This is a genomic window from Agrococcus sp. UYP10, from assembly GCF_040547205.1.
Taxonomy (GTDB): Bacteria; Actinomycetota; Actinomycetes; order Actinomycetales; family Microbacteriaceae; genus Agrococcus; species Agrococcus jenensis.
Window position 1 is genome coordinate 1,786,201 of record NZ_JBEPPG010000001.1, and the last position, 16,322, is coordinate 1,802,522.

The window sequence follows — 16,322 nt, forward strand, 5'->3', positions numbered from 1 at the left end:
GGCCTATGCCAGAGATCGACATCAAACCGCGTTCGCGCGCCGTGACGGACGGCGTCGAGGCCACCACGAGCCGCGGGATGCTGCGCGCGGTCGGGATGGGCGACGGCGACTGGGAGAAGCCCCAGATCGGCATCGCGAGCTCGTGGAACGAGATCACCCCCTGCAACCTCTCGCTCGACCGCCTCGCGCGCTCGTCGAAGGAGGGCGTGCACGCCGGCGGCGGCTACCCGCTGCAGTTCGGCACGATCTCGGTCTCGGACGGCATCTCGATGGGCCACGAGGGCATGCACTTCTCGCTCGTCAGCCGCGAGGTCATCGCCGACAGCGTCGAGACCGTCGTCATGGCGGAGCGCCTCGACGGCACCGTGCTGCTCGCGGGCTGCGACAAGTCGCTGCCCGGCATGCTCATGGCCGCGGCGCGCCTCGACCTCGCGAGCGTCTTCGTCTACGCGGGCTCGATCGCGCCCGGCTTCGCGAAGCTCGAGGACGGCACGATCCCGCAGTCGATGACGATCATCGACTCGTTCGAGGCCGTCGGCGCCTTCAAGGCCGGCAAGATCTCGGCCGAGGACCTGCACCGCATCGAGTGCGGCTTCGCGCCCGGCGAGGGCGCGTGCGGCGGCATGTACACCGCCAACACGATGGCGTGCGTGGCCGAGGCGCTGGGGATGAGCCTGCCCGGCTCGTCGACGCCGCTGTCGGCCGACCGTCGTCGCGACTTCTACGCGCGCCGCTCGGGCGAGGCCGTCGTCGAGCTGCTGCGCCGCGGCATCACCGCCCGCGACATCCTCACGAAGGAGGCGTTCGAGAACGCCATCACCGTGGCGATGGTGCTCGGCGGCTCGACGAACGCGGTGCTCCACCTGCTCGCGATCGCCCACGAGGCCGAGGTCGAGCTCACGCTCGAGGACTTCCGCCGCATCGGGCAGCGCTCGCCGCACCTCGCCGACGTCAAGCCCTTCGGCGCCTACGTCGCGCAGGACTTCGACCGCGTGGGCGGCATGCCGGTGGTCATGAAGGCGCTGCTCGACGCCGGCCTGCTGCACGGCGACGCGCTCACGGTCACCGGCAAGACGGTCGCCGAGAACCTCGCCGAGCTCGACCCGGCCCCGATCGACGGCACCGTGGTGCGCGCGCTCGACGACCCCATCCACGCCACCGGCGGCCTCACGATCCTCGACGGCACGCTCGCGCCCGAGGGCGCGGTCGTGAAGACGGCGGGCTTCGACGCCGAGGTCTTCGAGGGCCCGGCGCGCGTGTTCGACCGCGAGCGCGCCGCGATGGACGCCCTCACGAACGGCGAGGTGCAGGCCGGCGACGTGGTGGTCATCCGCTACGAGGGGCCCAAGGGCGGACCCGGGATGCGCGAGATGCTGGCCATCACCGCGGCCATCAAGGGAGCGGGCCTCGGCAAGGATGTACTCTTGCTCACAGACGGCAGATTCTCAGGCGGCACAACCGGCCTGTGCATCGGCCACATCGCCCCTGAGGCGGTCGACTCCGGTCCGATCGCCTTCGTGCGCGACGGAGACCGCATCAGGGTCGACATCGCCGCTCGCTCGCTTGACCTGATCGTCGACGAGGCAGAGCTCGCCTCCCGGCGTGAGGGTTGGGAGCCGCTGCCCCCGCGCTACACGCGCGGAGTCCTCGCCAAGTACGCACGCCTCGTGCGGTCGGCCGCCACCGGCGCCGTCACAGGCTGACGCACGTCTTCGAGAGACGAGCCAGGAGAGCCATGTCCATCGCACCAAGGCCTGCCGCCCCGCGCAGCGCCGAGCCGCCGATCCTCACCGGATCCGGCGCCGTCCTCCGATCGCTCGAGCTGCTCGGCGTCGAGGACGTCTTTGGCATCCCGGGCGGCGCCATCATCCCGTTCTACGACGAGCTCATGCAGCAGTCGGCGATCCGCCACATCCTCGTGCGCCACGAGCAGGGCGGCGGCCACGCCGCCGAGGGCTACGCGGCCGCGACCGGCCGGGTCGGCGTCTGCATCGCGACGAGCGGTCCCGGCGCCACCAACCTCGTCACCGCGATCGCCGACGCCTACATGGACTCGGTGCCGATGGTCGCGATCACCGGCCAGGTGTTCAGCCACCTGATCGGCACGGACGCCTTCCAGGAGGCCGACATCACCGGCATCGTGATGCCGATCACGAAGCACTCCTTCCAGGTCTCCCGCGCCGAGGACGTGCCCGCCGTCATGCGCGCCGCCTTCCACATCGCCTCCACCGGCCGCCCCGGCCCGGTGCTCGTCGACGTGACGAAGGATGCGCAGCAGCAGTCGGCCCCGTTCGTCTGGCCCGACACGGTCGACCTGCCCGGCTACCGCCCGGTGACGAAGGCGCACGGCAAGCAGGTCGCCGCGGCGGCCGCGATGCTCGCCGACGCCGAGCGCCCGCTGCTCTACGTGGGCGGCGGCGTCATCCGCGCGCACGCGTCGGCCGAGCTGCTCGAGTTCGCCGAGGCGACCGGCGCGCCGGTCGTGACGACCCTCATGGCGCGCGGCGCGTTCCCCGACTCGCACCCGCAGCACCTCGGCATGCCCGGCATGCACGGCTCGGTGCCCGCGGTGCTGGCGTTCCAGGAGTGCGACCTCATCCTGGCGCTCGGCGCCCGGTTCGACGACCGCGTGACCGGCAAGGTCAACGAGTTCGCGCCGAACGCGAAGGTCATCCACGTCGACGTCGACCCGGCAGAGATCTCGAAGATCCGCACCGCCGACATCCCGATCGTGGGCGACGTGCGCGACGTGCTGAGCGACCTGTCGATCGCCTTCCAGGAGCTCGCGTCGAGCCGCCGCACCGACCTCACCGACTGGTGGGAGCGGCTGCAGGGCCTGCAGGAGCGCTTCCCGCTCGGCTTCACCGAGCCGAGCGACGGCAAGCTCTCGCCGCAGTTCGTGATCAAGCGCATCGGCGAGCTGACCGGTCCGGAGGGCATCTACGCCTCCGGCGTCGGCCAGCACCAGATGTGGGCGGCGCAGTTCATCAAGTACGAGCGCCCGAACTCGTGGCTCAACTCCGGCGGCGCCGGCACGATGGGCTACGGCGTGCCTGCGGCGATGGGCGCGAAGGTCGCCGAGCCCGACCGCGTGGTGTGGGCGATCGACGGCGACGGCTGCTTCCAGATGACCAATCAGGAGCTCGCCACCTGCACGCTCAACGACATCCCGATCAAGGTCGCGGTGATCAACAACTCGTCGCTCGGCATGGTGCGGCAGTGGCAGAGCCTGTTCTACGAGGGCCGCCACTCGTTCACCGACCTCGAGACCGGCGACGACGCGAAGATGATCCCCGACTTCGTGAAGCTCGGCGAGGCCTACGGCTGCCTCGCGATCCGCGTCACGAAGCCCGAGGAGATCGACCCGGCGATCAAGCTCGCGCTCGAGACGAACGACCGCCCGGTCGTCATCGACTTCATCGTGTCGAAGGACGCGATGGTCTGGCCGATGGTGCCGCAGGGCGTCTCGAACTCCTTCGTGCAGTACGCCAAGGAGCACAGCCCGGTGTGGGAGGAGGAGTGATGAGCACGCACGTCCTGTCGCTCCTGGTCGAGGACAAGCCCGGCCTGCTGACCCGCGTCGCCGCGCTCTTCGCGCGCCGGGGCTTCAACATCGAGTCGCTCGCGGTCGGCAAGACCGAGGTGCCCGGCCTCAGCCGCATCACCGTCGTCGTCGACGTCGAGGACCTGCCGCTCGAGCAGGTCACGAAGCAGCTGAACAAGCTCATCAACGTCGTGAAGATCGTCGAGCTCGAACCGAGCCAGTCCGTGCAGCGCGAGCACCTGCTCGTCAAGGTGCGGGTCGACAACTCGACGCGCTCGCAGATCCTCGAGGCCGCGACGCTCTTCCGCGCCCGGGTCGTCGACGTCACGACCGACGCGCTCGTCGTCGAGGTGACCGGCGACTCCGCGAAGTGCCAGGCGCTGCTGAAGCTGCTCGAGCCCTACGGCATCAAGGAGATCGCGCAGTCGGGCCTGCTGGCCATCGGCCGCGGCGGCAAGTCCATCAGCGAGCGCGTCCTCAAGTCCGACGCGCGCTGACCACCCGTTCTGAACCACAAGCAAGGAGACACCATGACTGAGGTCATCTACGACGACGGTGCCGACCTCGGCATCATCCAGGGCAAGAAGGTCGCCGTCATCGGCTACGGCTCGCAGGGGCACGCGCACGCGCAGAACCTGCGCGACTCGGGCGTCGAGGTCCGCGTCGGCCTGCAGCCGGAGTCGAAGAGCCGCGCGAAGGCGGCAGAGGCCGGCTTCGAGGTGGGCACGCCCGCAGAGGTCGCCGAGTGGGCGGACGTCGTCGTCCTGCTCGCACCCGACCAGCACCAGCGCCACATCTACAACGACGAGATCGCGTCGTCGATGGGCGAGGGCAAGACGCTGCTCTTCAGCCACGGCTTCAACATCCGCTTCGGCTACATCGAGGCGCCCGAGGGCGTCGATGTCGTGCTCGTCGCGCCGAAGGGCCCGGGCCACACGGTGCGCCGCGAGTTCCAGGCGGGCCGCGGCGTGCCCGTGATCGTCGCCGTCGAGAAGGATGCGTCCGGCTCGGCATGGCAGACGGCCTGGTCGTACTCGAAGGCGATCGGCGGCCTCCGCGCCGGCGGCATCACCACGACCTTCACCGAGGAGACCGAGACCGACCTCTTCGGCGAGCAGGCCGTGCTCTGCGGCGGCGTCTCGCAGCTCGTCCAGTACGGCTTCGAGACCCTCACCGAGGCCGGCTACCAGCCCGAGATCGCCTACTTCGAGGTGCTCCACGAGCTCAAGCTCATCGTCGACCTCATGTGGGAGGGCGGCATCGCCAAGCAGCGCTGGTCGGTCTCCGACACGGCGGAGTACGGCGACTACGTCTCGGGCCCGCGCGTCATCGACCCGCGCGTCAAGGAGAACATGCAGGCGGTGCTCAAGGACATCCAGACGGGTGCCTTCGCCGAGCGCTTCATCGGCGACCAGGACGCGGGCGGCCCCGAGTTCAAGGAGCTGCGGGCCAAGGCCGAGGGCCACCCGATCGAGGCGACCGGCAAGAAGCTGCGCAGCCTGTTCGCGTGGGAGCAGCCCGACGCCGACTACGTCGACGGCAGCGCCCAGCGCTAACCCCCGCAGCGCTGATCGATGCAGCGCTGACCCACCTCTGCGCCAGTTGAGGGTTTGCGTCCGAGTTGCTGGCAACTCGGACGCAAACCCTCGACTCGTCTTGTGCGGGAGCCGTCCGCCGCGTTGAGTGGGGGACATGACCTCGCTCTGGCACGCCACCGGCCCCTCCATCCAGCTCGATGCCCCCGGCCGTCGCGACAGCTTCGACGTCGTCGTGGTCGGTGCGGGCATCACGGGCCTCACCACGGCGGTGCTGCTCGCCCGCGGCGGGGCGCACGTCGTCGTGCTCGAGGCGCGCGAGGTGGGCGCGGCAGCGACCGGCAGCACCACCGCGAAGCTGAGCGTGCTGCAGGGCGACCGCCTGCACCGCATCCTCGAGCTCGCCCGGCGCGACGCGGCCAGGGCCTTCGTGGAGGGGTCGATCGAGGGCATGCGGCAGCTGCGCGCGCTGCTCGCCGACACCGACGCGGTCCAGTCCAGGCCCGCCGTCTCCTACGCGAACGGCGCGGAGGGCGCCGAGTCGCTCGAGCGCGAGCTGCTCGCGGCGGCCGAGCTCGGCCTCCCGGTCGAGCGCGGCGGCGCCGAGTCGCTGCCGTTCGAGACCGCCGGCGCGATCCAGCTCGCCGATCAGGCGCAGCTCGAGCCGATGGCGATGCTCGCGGCCCTCGCGGCCGAGCTGCGCGCGCACGGCGGCACGATCGTGCGCGCATCCGTGCGCACCGTGCGCGTCGTCGGCCGCGGCGTCGAGCTCGACACGGATGCCGGGTCATGGTCGGGCGGCGTCGCGGTGCTCGCGACCGGCTCGCCGGTGCCCGCTCGCGGCACCGCCGCGATGCTGACGGCCCACCGCTCCTACGCGGCCGCGTACCGCACCGCCGGCCCGCTCCCGGCCGTCATGGCGCTGAGCGTCGACGCCCCGAGCCGGTCGCTCCGCACCGCGACGGTCGGCGGCGAGGAGCTGCTCGTCGCGGGCGGCGTCGGCCACGCCGTCGGCCGCCACTCCGATCCGCGGCGGCTCGTCGCCGAGCTCGACGACTGGGTGCGCGCGCACTGGCCCGACGCGCAGCGCACGCACGTGTGGAGCGCGCAGGACTACCGCACGCCGGACCGGCTGCCCTGGATCTCGGCGCGGCCCGGCTCCCGCGGCCGCGTGCTGCTCGCGACCGGCTTCGACAAGTGGGGCATGAGCTCCGGCGCGATGGCGGCGATCGCGCTCAGCGCGCGGATCGGCGGCGAGGAGCCGGGCTGGGCGCGCACGCTGCGGCGACGCCGCACGACGCCGCGCGCGGCCGGCCGGCTCGCGGGCGGCGTGGCCGCGACGGCGCGCGCCGATGCGGTCGCCTTCGCCCGCACGCTGCGCCCCGCGAAGGCACCCGCCGAGGGCGAGGGTGTGCTCGGCCGCGTCGGGCTGCGCGCGGTCGGCACCTCGACCGTCGACGGCCAGACCCGGCAGGTGTCGGCGCGCTGCCCGCACGTCGGCGCGCTCGTGCAGTGGAACGCGCAGGAGCGCAGCTGGGACTGCACCGCCCACGGGTCGCGCTTCGCCGCCGACGGGTCGCGGCTCGAGGGGCCGACCGCCTGCCCGCTGCAGGAGCTGCGGCGCGCGGGCTGACCGCGCTCCGGCGCGGTCGCCGTGCCGCGGCGCCGTCGCTGCACCGCGACCGCGCGCGGATCGGCGCCGACTGGCAAGGTGGAGCCGTGCACGACGTCACCGAGGATCGCTCCGTCGCCCGCTCCTTCGAGCGCTGGGCGGCCGTCGAGGCGGACGGCCGGTCGCCGCGGTATGCGGAGTGGGCGCGCGGGGTCGCCACTGATGCCTGGCTCTGCGCCGCGCTCGCCGACCTCGAGCACGTGAAGCGGCAGCCCAACCTGCTGTTCGCGGCCGCGCGCTTCGAGGGCGTCCCGGTCGCGCCGTGGGCCGACGTGCGCGACATGATCGCGGGCGCGTGGACGCGCATCCGCTCGACGATGCTCGCCCGCATGACGCAGACGAACGAGGCGCGGCGGATGGCGACGCTGCTGCCCGCCATCGCGCACCTCCGCGGCCCGATCGCGCTCGTCGAGGTGGGCGCATCGGCGGGGCTGTGCCTGTATCCGGACCGCTGGCGCTACCGCTTCGGCGCCGGCAAGTACGTCGGCGACGCGAGCCTGCCGCTGCTCGAGACGCAGGCGTCGCCGTCGACCCCGCTGCCGGAGGGGCTGCCGTCCATCGCCTGGCGCGGCGGGCTCGACCTGCAGCCGCTCGACCCGGCGGAGCCCGACACGCGGGCGTGGCTCGAGGCGCTCGTCTGGCCGGATGCGACCGGGGGCGTCGACGGCGCCCGCGTCGACCGGCTGCGCACGGCGATCGCGATCGCGCGTCGCGAGGGCGCGGACCTGCGCCGCGGCGACCTCACGACCGACACCCGCGCGCTCGTCGAGGAGGCGGCGCGGCACGCCCCGACCGTCGTCGTCTGGCACTCGGCGGTGCTCGCCTACGTGCCCGCGTTCGAGCGCGCCGGCTTCGCCGACCTCATGGGCGAGCTGCCGGTGACGTGGGTCGCGAACGAGGGCGCGACGCTCGAGATCGGGCCGCCAGCGCCGTGGGCGGGGCCGGGCGACTTCGTGCTCCGCCGCGACGCCGAGCCGATCGCGATCACTGACCCGCACGGGGCGTCCGTCACCTGGATCGACGACATCGCGACCTAGGAGCCCGCGTGCGGCCGGCGCCGCGGCGCGGCCCGGGGGAGCCGGGCGGCTAGGCTCGATCGGGTGAGCCGCGACGAGGATGCCCTCCACTGGGAGGGCGACGAGGAGCTCGATCACCCGACCGCCGACGCGACCGAGCAGCCTGCGGCGACCACGGCATCCGTCGCCGCCGACGAGCCCGCCGCCCGCTCGCGCGGTGCGCTGCGCTGGCTGATGCTGGCCCTCGCGCTCGCCGCCACGGCCGGCTGGATCGTCATCATCGTCGCGAACCCGGTCGAGCAGCCGAGCCTGCTCGGGCTCGCGATGTACCAGCTCGGCGAGCTGCTCGCGGCGATCGCGCCGCTGCTGTGGTGGTTCCTGGTCGACCGGCTCGCGACCGCGCGACGTGCGCCGCTGTGGCTCGCGGGCCTCGTCGTGACGGCACCCTGGCCGCTCGTCGCGGGGGTGCTCGCATGAGCGCCGACCTCGAGGCCGGCGCCGAGCGCGAACCGCGCGAGGAGCGCCCCGCCGACGCCTGGATCATCGCGACGCTGTTCGCGCTCGCGTTCGGCTACGACACGGTCGAGGCGGTCACCAACCTGCAGCAGCTGCCGCTGCTCTACCTCGGCGCCGGCATCCAGGCAGCCACCCCGTGGTGGCTGCTGGTCGCGCTCGTCGCGCTGCCCGCGGTGCTGTTCGTCGCGGCGCTGTGGATCGGTCGGCGGATGCGGCTGGTCGCGAGGGCGGGCGTCCTGCTGGCCGCGCTCGCGGTGAGCGCGCAGCTCAGCCTGCTGGCCGAGCAGCTCGCGAGGCAGATCGCGCTCGCGGCGCTCGTCGGCTGACCGCCGCTCGCCGCACGGCGGGTGGTCACCCCGCGCATCCGTCAGATGACGCTGACGAGCAGCAGCAGCCCGAGCACCGCCTGGCCGATCGCTCGCGGCACGAGCGGCACCGCGACCGCGCCGAAGCGCTCCGGCTGCCGTGCGGCTTGCGCGTTCGCGGGGAAGACCGCGATCAGCAGCGCGATGAGCCCGAGGGCTGCGGCGAAGCGCACCGGCCACCAAGGCGCGAGCAGGCCGAGGCCGCCGAGGATCTCGGCGATGCCCGAGATGACGACGAGCGTCGGCGCCCAGCGCCGCTCGGGGCCCGCGAGCGGTGCGGGCACCATCGCGGCCATCGTGCGCTTGACGCGCGGCACGAAGTGGGCCGCGCCCATCCCGAGGAAGACGGCGGCGAGGATGATGCGCAGCACGAGCTGCGCGATTGCGAAGGCGTCCATCGCCTCCATCCTCCCGCACGCGAGGGCCCGCGCCGACGCGCTCGGCGTCAGCCCTGCGGCGGCGTCCCGAACGGCATCGGCGCGTCCGGCCGGACGGGCGGCACGTCGGAGGGCGGCGCGAACTGCCCGTCATGCCGCGGATGCCGGTGCGCGAGCTCGGCGGACTGGGGCGTCGACCCCTCCTGGCCGCTCGGGATCGCCTCGACGACGACCGCGGTGCCGTAGGCGCAGATCTCGGTCCACTGCGTGGCGATCTCGCTCGCGTCGAACCGCATGGCGACGATGGCGTTCGCGCCGCGGCGCTGCGCCTCGTCGACCATCCGGCCCATGACCTGCATGCGCGCCTCGTAGAGCATCTGCGTGAACTCGGGGATCTCGCCGCCGCCGATCGCGCGGAAGCCCGCGACCCAGCTGGAGGCCGCGTCGCGGCTCCGCACCGTCAGGCCCATCACCTCGCCCTGCACGGCGAGGATGCGGAACCCTGGGATCTCGTTCGTCGTCACGATCAGCACGCGGGCATCCTGTCGTGTTGCCCTGCGTGACGCCTGGGCCGAGGTCGGCACGCGACGCTCGGTACGCTGGGGGCGGCACGACGAGGTGCTGCCACCCCACCGCACCGCGCAAGGAGTCCCCATGTCCAAGCCCGTCGTCCTGATCGCCGAGGAGCTCTCGGCCGCGACCGTCGACGCCCTCGGGCCCGACTTCGACATCCGCCAGGTCGACGGCACCGACCGTGAGGCGCTCTTCGCCGCCCTCGCCGACGCATCCGCCGTGCTCGTCCGCAGCGCGACGCAGCTCGACGCCGAGGCGATCGCGCACGCGCCGCAGCTCAAGGTGATCGCCCGCGCCGGCGTCGGCCTCGACAACGTCGAGATCCCCGCCGCCACCGCCGCGGGCGTCATGGTCGTCAACGCGCCGACCTCGAACATCGTCTCGGCCGCCGAGCTCGCCATCGCGCACCTGCTCGGCCTCGCCCGGCACATCCCCGCCGCAGACGCCTCCCTCAAGCGCGGCGAGTGGAAGCGCAGCGCCTACACGGGCGTCGAGCTCTACGAGAAGACCGTCGGCATCGTCGGCCTCGGCCGCATCGGCGTGCTCGTCGCCGAGCGGCTCGCCGCCTTCGGCACGAAGCTCATCGCGTTCGACCCGTTCGTCAGCCCGGCCCGCGCCGCGCAGCTCGGCGTCGAGCTGCGCTCGCTCGACGAGCTGATGGCCGAGAGCGACTTCATCACCATCCACATCCCGCGCACGCCCGAGACGGTCGGCCTCATCGGCGAGGCCCAGTTCGCGCTCGCGAAGCCCTCGCTCCGCATCGTGAACGCCTCGCGCGGCGGCATCATCGACGAGGCCGCGCTCGCGACCGCCCTGCGCGAGGGCCGCATCGCCGGCGCCGGCATCGACGTCTTCGTCTCCGAGCCGCCGAAGGACGACGCGCTCACGAGCGCCCCGAACATCCAGGTCACGCCGCACCTCGGCGCCTCGACCGACGAGGCGCAGGAGAAGGCCGGCGTGGCCGTCGCCCGCTCCGTGCGGCTCGCGCTCTCCGGCGACCTCGTGCCGGATGCCGTGAACGTCGCCGGCGGCATCATCGACGAGTACGTGCGTCCCGGCATCCCGCTCGCCGAGCGGCTCGGCCAGTTCGTCGCCGGTCTCGCGGCGGGCCCCGTCGAGGCGGTCGACGTCGCGGTCCACGGCGAGCTCGCCGGCTACGACGTCAAGGTGCTGCGCCTCGCGGCGCTCAAGGGGTTCTTCTCGTCGATCGTGAGCGAGCAGGTGACCTTCGTGAACGCGCCGGTCATCGCGGAGTCGCGCGGCGTGACGAGCGCGCTGACCGCCGACGAGCGCAGCGAGGAGTACCGCAACGTCGTCGAGGTCGTCGCCGCGACGAGCGACGGCCGCCGCGTGAGCGTCGAGGGCACCCTCACGGGCCCGAAGCAGGTCGAGAAGATCGTCGGCGTCAACGGCCAGTCCGTCGAGGTGCCGATGGCCGACCACTTCGTCGTCATGGAGTACGTCGACCGGCCCGGCATCGTTGCCGCCTACGGCGCCGCGTTCGGCGAGGCGCAGATCAACATCGCCGGCATGCAGATCGCCCGCACCTCCGCGGGCGGCGACGCGCTCTCGATCATCACGATCGACCAGGCGGCGCCCGACGAGCTCGTCGAGCAGGTCGGCAGCGCCATCGAGGCGACGACGATCCGTCAGATCGGCATCCGCGCGCTCTGAGCGCACTACGTCCGGCGTCGGACGTCCATGGTCGACAGGAGTCCCTCGAGCAGCTGCAGGGAGCTGCCGACGCCAGCCACTTCGACGTCCGGTGCCCGCATCACGGCGAGGACCGTGATGCTCCGCCCGTGCACGCCTCCAGTGAACAGGGCCAGGGGCTCCCGCGGCATCAGCAGCCCGGGGTAGCAAGCACCCCCTCGCCGGTTGCACAGCGGCACGCCTGAGGGATCGCCTGGTTCGAAGCAGGCTTCCGGTGAGGCGCTGCAGAACGCGAGGAACCAGCGGTGCACGCCGCCGAGCGTCTCCTCACCCGCGTATCGCGTGGTCCAGGCTGTCACCGCCACGTCGCGCTCCGGATTCCAGAACACCTCCTGCGCCCTGCTCTCCCAATCCCCGGCGTCCGGCTCCATGGCCCAGTCGCGAGCGGGCGGGTCGACGGTCCAACCAGGCGGGAGGCCGATGGCGAATCCGTAGCGCTCGGAGACGTAGGTGGTCCAACCGGTCGTGTCAGCCGGCGCGTCGGTGGGCGGGTCGGCTGGTGTGGTCGCGGTCGCGGAGGGCGTGGCGGCAACGGACGGCGCAGGGCCGTCCGACGGCGCAGTGTCGTCCGACAGCGCAGGGTCGTCCGTCGGCGCGGGGTCGTCCGACGGCGCGGGGTCGTCGGACGGAGCGCTCGAGACGACCGGTCGTGCGGCGTCGGGCGCGGGCTCGGTCGGGGTCGGCGGAGGTGCGGTGCATCCGGCCAGCAGCAGGACGGCGAGCAGCGCGAGAGACCTTGGCCAGCTCATGGATGACTCCTCTGGGTCGGGCGCGACCTGCATCGGCGGCGCTACGCCAGCGGCCGCACGTCCATCGTCGAGAGGAACGCGGCGAGCAGGTCGCGCGCGCTGCCGTTCCGGTCGGACGACCAGTCGGCGGGCCGCCAGACGGCGACGACGGTCATCCGGTCGGCGTGCGGACCGCCGACGAAGAACGCGTGGACGTCGGTGTCGAAGGGCACCAGCAGGCCCGGATGGCAGACGCGGCGGTCGCTGCAGAGCCGCACCGCACGCTGGCCGATCGTCGCGCAGTCGCTGTTGCCGCTCTCGTGGCACAGCTGCTGGGCCCATCGCTCGACCGTGAGCATCGACGCCTCACCGCGGAACGGCACGGCCCACGCGCTGACCCGCACGTCGCCGTCCGGCGACCAGAAGGACTCGTGCGCGATGCTGTCCCAGTCCGCCGCGTCGACCTCCATGGTCCAGGCCCGCTGCGACGGCTCGAGGCGCCAGCCCGGCGGGTGGCCGATCCGGAAGCCGTAGCGCGTCGAGACGTAGGTGGGCCAGCTGCTCGGGCCGGCGGACGCGGACGGCGAGGGGTCCACCCGGGGCGTCGGGCCCACGGGCGGCGTCGCATCCCGGGACGGCAGCGGGTTCGCGGAGGCGGCCTCGGTCGGCGGAGGATCCGACGGCGTGGGCGAGGGCGGAGGAGCCGTGCACCCGGTCAGCACCGAGAGCAGGACGGCCAGCACGGCGACGGATCCCGATCGGCTCACGGCGACCCCGTCTGGATCGCGTGCACGTCCATCGTCGCGAGGAACGCGTCGAGCGTCTCGCGAGCGCTGCCGAGCCCGGCGATGTGGAAGCTGTGCGCCCGCCAGATCATGACGGCGGTCATCCGGGGTGCCGGCCCGCGGCCGAGGTAGAACGCCTGCACGTCGTAGGCCAGGGACACCAGCAACCCGGGCGCGCAGTGCGCCGTGCCGCTGCACAGCGGTTCGGCGCGCTCGCCTATCCCGGCGCACTCGGTGCTCATCGACGCCGCGCAGTGCTGCTCCACCCAGCGCTGCACGCCCGCGTGCGTCGCCTCGCCCTCGTAGGGCGCCACGAACGCCGTGACCCACGCATGCCCTCCCGGCGAGAGGAACCCGTCCTGCGCCGGGCTGTCGATGACGCCCGCGTCGGCGTCCATCGTCCAGCCGCGCGCGGCCGGCACCACGCTCCAGTCCTGGGGGTGCCCGATGCTGAAGCCGTAGCGCTCCGAGACGTAGGTGGGCCAGGTGCTCGAGTCGAGGGGGTCGGCGGCGGTCGCGCCCTCGGAGGGCGATGGGTCGGGCTCGACGGAGGGCGCCGGCGCGCGGGTGGGCTGAGCGGATGCCGTCGGCGACGCCGTCGGAAGCGGCGTCGGGGGCGACGCAGTGCAGCCCGACAGCAGCGCGACCGCGACCCCGATCGCGACCACCGCGACCGACCCCTGGCGAACGCGTCGCATGAGTCACTCCCGCTCGGTCACCATCGGGTCGCCCGTCGCGACTCCCGCCCTGGGGATGTCGCGACCGCAGCCGCGCGGATCGCCATGCCCCATCGGGCAGACGTCCATCGTGGCGAGGAACGCCCTGAGCAGCTCTGCCGGCGTGCCGTAGCCCGGGATGGCGCCGTCGGCCTCCTCGCGCCACAGCGCGACGACGACCGTCTGTCGGCCCATGACGCCGCCGGTCATGAACGCCTGGACGTCCTGCGCGAACACCACGAGCATGGCCGGGTGGCAGTCCCAGCGCTCCACGCACAGCGGCTGCGCCTCGTCGACAGCGTCGCACGGTCGATTCGCGGACTCCTCGCAGTACTGCTCGACCCACGCCTGCAGGGCGTCGCGGGACTCCTCCGACGGCGCGGGCGCTGCCCACGCGCTCACGCGGATGTCACCCTGGGGCGACATGAACGCCTCCTGCCCGGTGCTGTCCACGCGCTGCGCGTCGGACGCCGTCGTCCAGTCGTGCTCCGACGGCTCGACGGTCCAATCCGGAGGATGGCCGATGCTGAACCGGTAGCGCTCCGACGCAAAGGTGATCCAGTCGCTCGTGTCGATGGAGGCGGCTCTGGGGCCGCCGGAGGTCTCGACCGGGTCCGAGGATGCGGGTGCCGTCGACGCGGCCGGCTCGGGGGATGCGGTGGCCGAGCCAGTCGGAGCTGGCGGCGACGCGGTGCACCCCGTCGCCAGCAGCACGGCGAGCACGACCACGGATCTCGACCAGGCCATGACGACCCCCTCAGACGCCCGCAGGATACGCCTGCGGTGCTCGACGGGACAGCCCCCACTGGCGCGGTGTCAGCGCGCCCGGCTAGCGTCGCGGGCATGGACTCCACCACACCCGTCCGCATCGTGCTCGTCCCCGGCTTCTGGCTCGGCGCCTGGGCCTGGGACGAGGTCGCCGAGCTGCTGCGCGGGCAGGGCGACGAGGTCGTCGCGCTCACGCTCCCCGGGCTCGAGCCCGACCACGCCGCCCGCGGCGACGTCTCGCTCGACGACCACGTCGCCGCCATCGATGCAGCGATCGAGGGCGACCGCCCCGTGCTGCTCGTCGCGCACAGCGGCGCCGCGATCCCCGCGACCGTCGCCGTCGACCGCCACGTCGACCGCATCGCCGGGACGGTCTGGGTCGACACGGCGCCGGTCGTCGACGGCGCGGCGATGGATGCGTCGTTCGAGGGCGAGGCGATGCCGCTCGACGCCGCGTGGGACGACGAGATGGAGCAGGGCTCGATGCGCGACCTCACGCCCGCGCAGCTGGACGAGTTCCGCAGCAGGGCGGTGCCGGAGCCCGGTGGCGTCGTGCGCGAGGCGGTCTCGCTCACCGACGACCGGCGGCTCGACGTGCCCGCCACGATCGTCTGCACCGCGTTCTCGGCGGCCGACTACCGCGCCTACGCCGAGCAGGGCGTGCCGTTCCTCGCGGGCGTCCTCGAGCACCGGGCGCTCACCCTCGTCGACCTGCCGACCGGCCACTGGCCCATGTGGTCGAAGCCGGTGGAGCTCGCCGCGATCATCGACGTCGCAGCCCGCGCTGCCGCGCAGCGCTGATCCCGGTCGAGACCCACTTCCTCACTGCTGCGGCAGCACCACCCACACGCTCGCGCCGCCGAGCTCGGCATCGTCGATGCCGATGCGGCCGCCGTGCGCCTCGACGATCCGGCGGCACGTCGAGAGGCCGATCCCGAGCCCTTCGACGTCGGCGCCCTCGCCGCGCTCGAGGAGGCCGAAGACCCGCTCGCGCTGCTCGACGGGCACGCCCGGGCCGTCGTCGTCGACGGTGATCCGCCAGCCCGCGGTGAGCTCGTGCGCGCGCACCTGGATGGTGGGCTGCGCACCACCGGCGGCGCTGAACTTGAGCGCGTTCGCGAGCAGGTTCTGCATGAGCGCGCGCAGCTGCGTCGCGTCGCCGCTGATGCGGGGCAGCTCCCCGACGTCGATCGTCGCCCGGGATGCGCGGATCGGGGCGTCGAGGTCGTCGACCACGTCGTGCAGGAGCGAGCCGAGGTCGATGGCGCTGCGGCGCGGCCTGCCGCCGACGCGCGCGAAGTCCAGCAGGTCGGCGACGAGGTCGCCCATCCGGCCGGCCGCGCCGTCCGCGCGCTCGAGCGCCTCGGCCACGAGCCCCGCGTCGGCGGACTCGAGGCCGTCGGAGGCGAGCTCGAGGAAGCCGACGAGCGCCGTGAGCGGGTTGCGCAGGTCGTGGCTCACCTGGCCGGCGAAGTGCGCGAGCTGCTCGTTCGAGCGGCCGAGCTCGCGCGTGATGCGCCGCAGCTCGAGCACGTCGATCACCTGCCGGGCGAGCAGCGCGAGCGCGCGGCTGTCCTGCTCGCTGAGCTCGCGCACCTCCTCGTCGAAGACGCAGAGCGTGCCGATCGGCACGCCGGCCGGGGTGATGAGCGGGCTCGAGGCGTAGAAGCGCACGTCGGCGATCTCACCGGTGACGAAGGGGTTGTCGCGGAAGCGATCGTCGACCCGTGCATCCGGCACGACGACGTGCCCGGGGTGGCGGAACACCACCGCGCACATCGAGTCCTCGCGCGCGCAGACGTTGGGCTCGAAGCCGACCGCCGCGATCTGGTGCTGGCTGCGGTCGTCGATGATGTTGATGACCGCGGTCGAGACGCCGCAGATCGATGCCGCGAGCTGCACGAGGCCCTCGAGGTCGGGCTCGGGCGGCTGACCCACCACCCGATACTCGGCGATCGCCTCACGGCGGGTGATGTCGTCGGCAGTGCGCACGCACGATCCTCTCCTGCAGCGC

The 16,322-nt window shown here is 73.2% G+C and carries 17 protein-coding genes; 10 read left to right on the forward strand and 7 right to left on the reverse strand.

The features are described 5' to 3' along the window. Nucleotides 1-5: 5 nt before the first annotated feature. The 8 genes from ilvD to ABIB37_RS08845 all read left to right on the forward strand — a co-directional run bounded on the left by ilvD (nt 6) and on the right by ABIB37_RS08845 (nt 8,609). Nucleotides 6-1,703 (forward strand): dihydroxy-acid dehydratase, encoded by a 1,698-nt coding sequence (gene ilvD, locus ABIB37_RS08810; RefSeq protein WP_354259340.1) that lies wholly within the window; start codon nt 6-8, stop codon nt 1,701-1,703. Between the two features lie 32 nt (nt 1,704-1,735). Then, nucleotides 1,736-3,523, forward strand: a complete 1,788-nt coding sequence (locus ABIB37_RS08815; protein WP_354259343.1) for an acetolactate synthase large subunit — start codon at nt 1,736-1,738, stop codon at nt 3,521-3,523. After that, entirely contained in the window at nt 3,523-4,041 is a 519-nt protein-coding gene (gene ilvN, locus ABIB37_RS08820; RefSeq protein WP_354259345.1) for an acetolactate synthase small subunit, read from the forward strand. Before ABIB37_RS08815 ends, ilvN begins: the two co-directional genes overlap by 1 nt. 33 nt (nt 4,042-4,074) lie before the next feature. Continuing rightward, nucleotides 4,075-5,100, forward strand: coding sequence for a ketol-acid reductoisomerase (gene ilvC, locus ABIB37_RS08825; protein WP_123695965.1), 1,026 nt, complete (start codon nt 4,075-4,077; stop codon nt 5,098-5,100). 136 nt (nt 5,101-5,236) lie between these two features. Beyond that, entirely contained in the window at nt 5,237-6,712 is a 1,476-nt protein-coding gene (locus ABIB37_RS08830) for an FAD-dependent oxidoreductase (RefSeq protein ID WP_354259348.1), read from the forward strand. An 86-nt stretch (nt 6,713-6,798) separates the two neighbouring features. Then, nucleotides 6,799-7,788 carry a DUF2332 domain-containing protein gene (locus ABIB37_RS08835; RefSeq protein ID WP_354259351.1) on the forward strand — a complete coding sequence of 330 codons (990 nt, stop codon included), beginning with the start codon at nt 6,799-6,801 and terminating at the stop codon, nt 7,786-7,788. Between the two features lie 63 nt (nt 7,789-7,851). Beyond that, complete coding sequence (locus tag ABIB37_RS08840) at nt 7,852-8,244, forward strand: hypothetical protein (protein ID WP_354259354.1); 393 nt, start codon at nt 7,852-7,854, stop codon at nt 8,242-8,244. Further along, on the forward strand, nt 8,241-8,609 hold the full coding sequence (locus tag ABIB37_RS08845; RefSeq protein WP_354259357.1) for a hypothetical protein: 369 nt from the start codon (nt 8,241-8,243) through the stop codon (nt 8,607-8,609). The genes ABIB37_RS08840 and ABIB37_RS08845 overlap by 4 nt, the downstream gene beginning before the upstream one ends. A gap of 41 nt (nt 8,610-8,650) precedes the next feature. On the opposite strand, the gene ABIB37_RS08850 is transcribed toward ABIB37_RS08845, so the two are convergent. Together ABIB37_RS08850 and ABIB37_RS08855 are read right to left on the reverse strand one after the other, a co-directional pair. Then, nucleotides 8,651-9,046 carry a DoxX-related protein gene (locus tag ABIB37_RS08850; RefSeq protein ID WP_354259360.1) on the reverse strand — a complete coding sequence of 132 codons (396 nt, stop codon included), beginning with the start codon at nt 9,044-9,046 and terminating at the stop codon, nt 8,651-8,653. Nucleotides 9,047-9,093: 47 nt separating this feature from the next. After that, nucleotides 9,094-9,558 carry a YbjQ family protein gene (locus ABIB37_RS08855; RefSeq protein ID WP_354259363.1) on the reverse strand — a complete coding sequence of 155 codons (465 nt, stop codon included), beginning with the start codon at nt 9,556-9,558 and terminating at the stop codon, nt 9,094-9,096. Nucleotides 9,559-9,679: 121 nt separating this feature from the next. Here ABIB37_RS08855 and serA point away from each other — a divergent pair, with 121 nt between their 5' ends. Next, entirely contained in the window at nt 9,680-11,272 is a 1,593-nt protein-coding gene (serA, locus tag ABIB37_RS08860) for a phosphoglycerate dehydrogenase (protein WP_354259366.1), read from the forward strand. Nucleotides 11,273-11,277: 5 nt separating this feature from the next. On the opposite strand, the gene ABIB37_RS08865 is transcribed toward serA, so the two are convergent. Genes ABIB37_RS08865 through ABIB37_RS08880 form a run of 4 tightly spaced genes read right to left on the reverse strand, consistent with a single transcriptional unit; the run spans nt 11,278 to nt 14,287 of the window. Beyond that, on the reverse strand, nt 11,278-12,093 hold the full coding sequence (locus tag ABIB37_RS08865; RefSeq protein WP_354259369.1) for a hypothetical protein: 816 nt from the start codon (nt 12,091-12,093) through the stop codon (nt 11,278-11,280). 8 nt (nt 12,094-12,101) lie between these two features. Further along, nucleotides 12,102-12,806: a hypothetical protein gene (locus ABIB37_RS08870; RefSeq protein ID WP_354259371.1), complete on the reverse strand. Its 705-nt coding sequence runs from the start codon at nt 12,804-12,806 to the stop codon at nt 12,102-12,104. Then, entirely contained in the window at nt 12,803-13,522 is a 720-nt protein-coding gene (locus ABIB37_RS08875; RefSeq protein WP_354259374.1) for a hypothetical protein, read from the reverse strand. The genes ABIB37_RS08870 and ABIB37_RS08875 overlap by 4 nt, the downstream gene beginning before the upstream one ends. A gap of 3 nt (nt 13,523-13,525) precedes the next feature. After that, nucleotides 13,526-14,287: a hypothetical protein gene (locus ABIB37_RS08880; RefSeq protein WP_354259377.1), complete on the reverse strand. Its 762-nt coding sequence runs from the start codon at nt 14,285-14,287 to the stop codon at nt 13,526-13,528. Nucleotides 14,288-14,383: 96 nt separating this feature from the next. Between ABIB37_RS08880 and ABIB37_RS08885 the strand changes: the two genes are divergently transcribed. Further along, nucleotides 14,384-15,109: an alpha/beta fold hydrolase gene (locus ABIB37_RS08885; protein ID WP_354259380.1), complete on the forward strand. Its 726-nt coding sequence runs from the start codon at nt 14,384-14,386 to the stop codon at nt 15,107-15,109. A 21-nt stretch (nt 15,110-15,130) separates the two neighbouring features. On the opposite strand, the gene ABIB37_RS08890 is transcribed toward ABIB37_RS08885, so the two are convergent. Further along, the gene (locus ABIB37_RS08890) at nt 15,131-16,300 is read right to left on the reverse strand and encodes a sensor histidine kinase (protein WP_354259383.1); all 1,170 of its coding nucleotides are present in this window, start codon (nt 16,298-16,300) and stop codon (nt 15,131-15,133) included. Nucleotides 16,301-16,322: the final 22 nt, after the last annotated feature.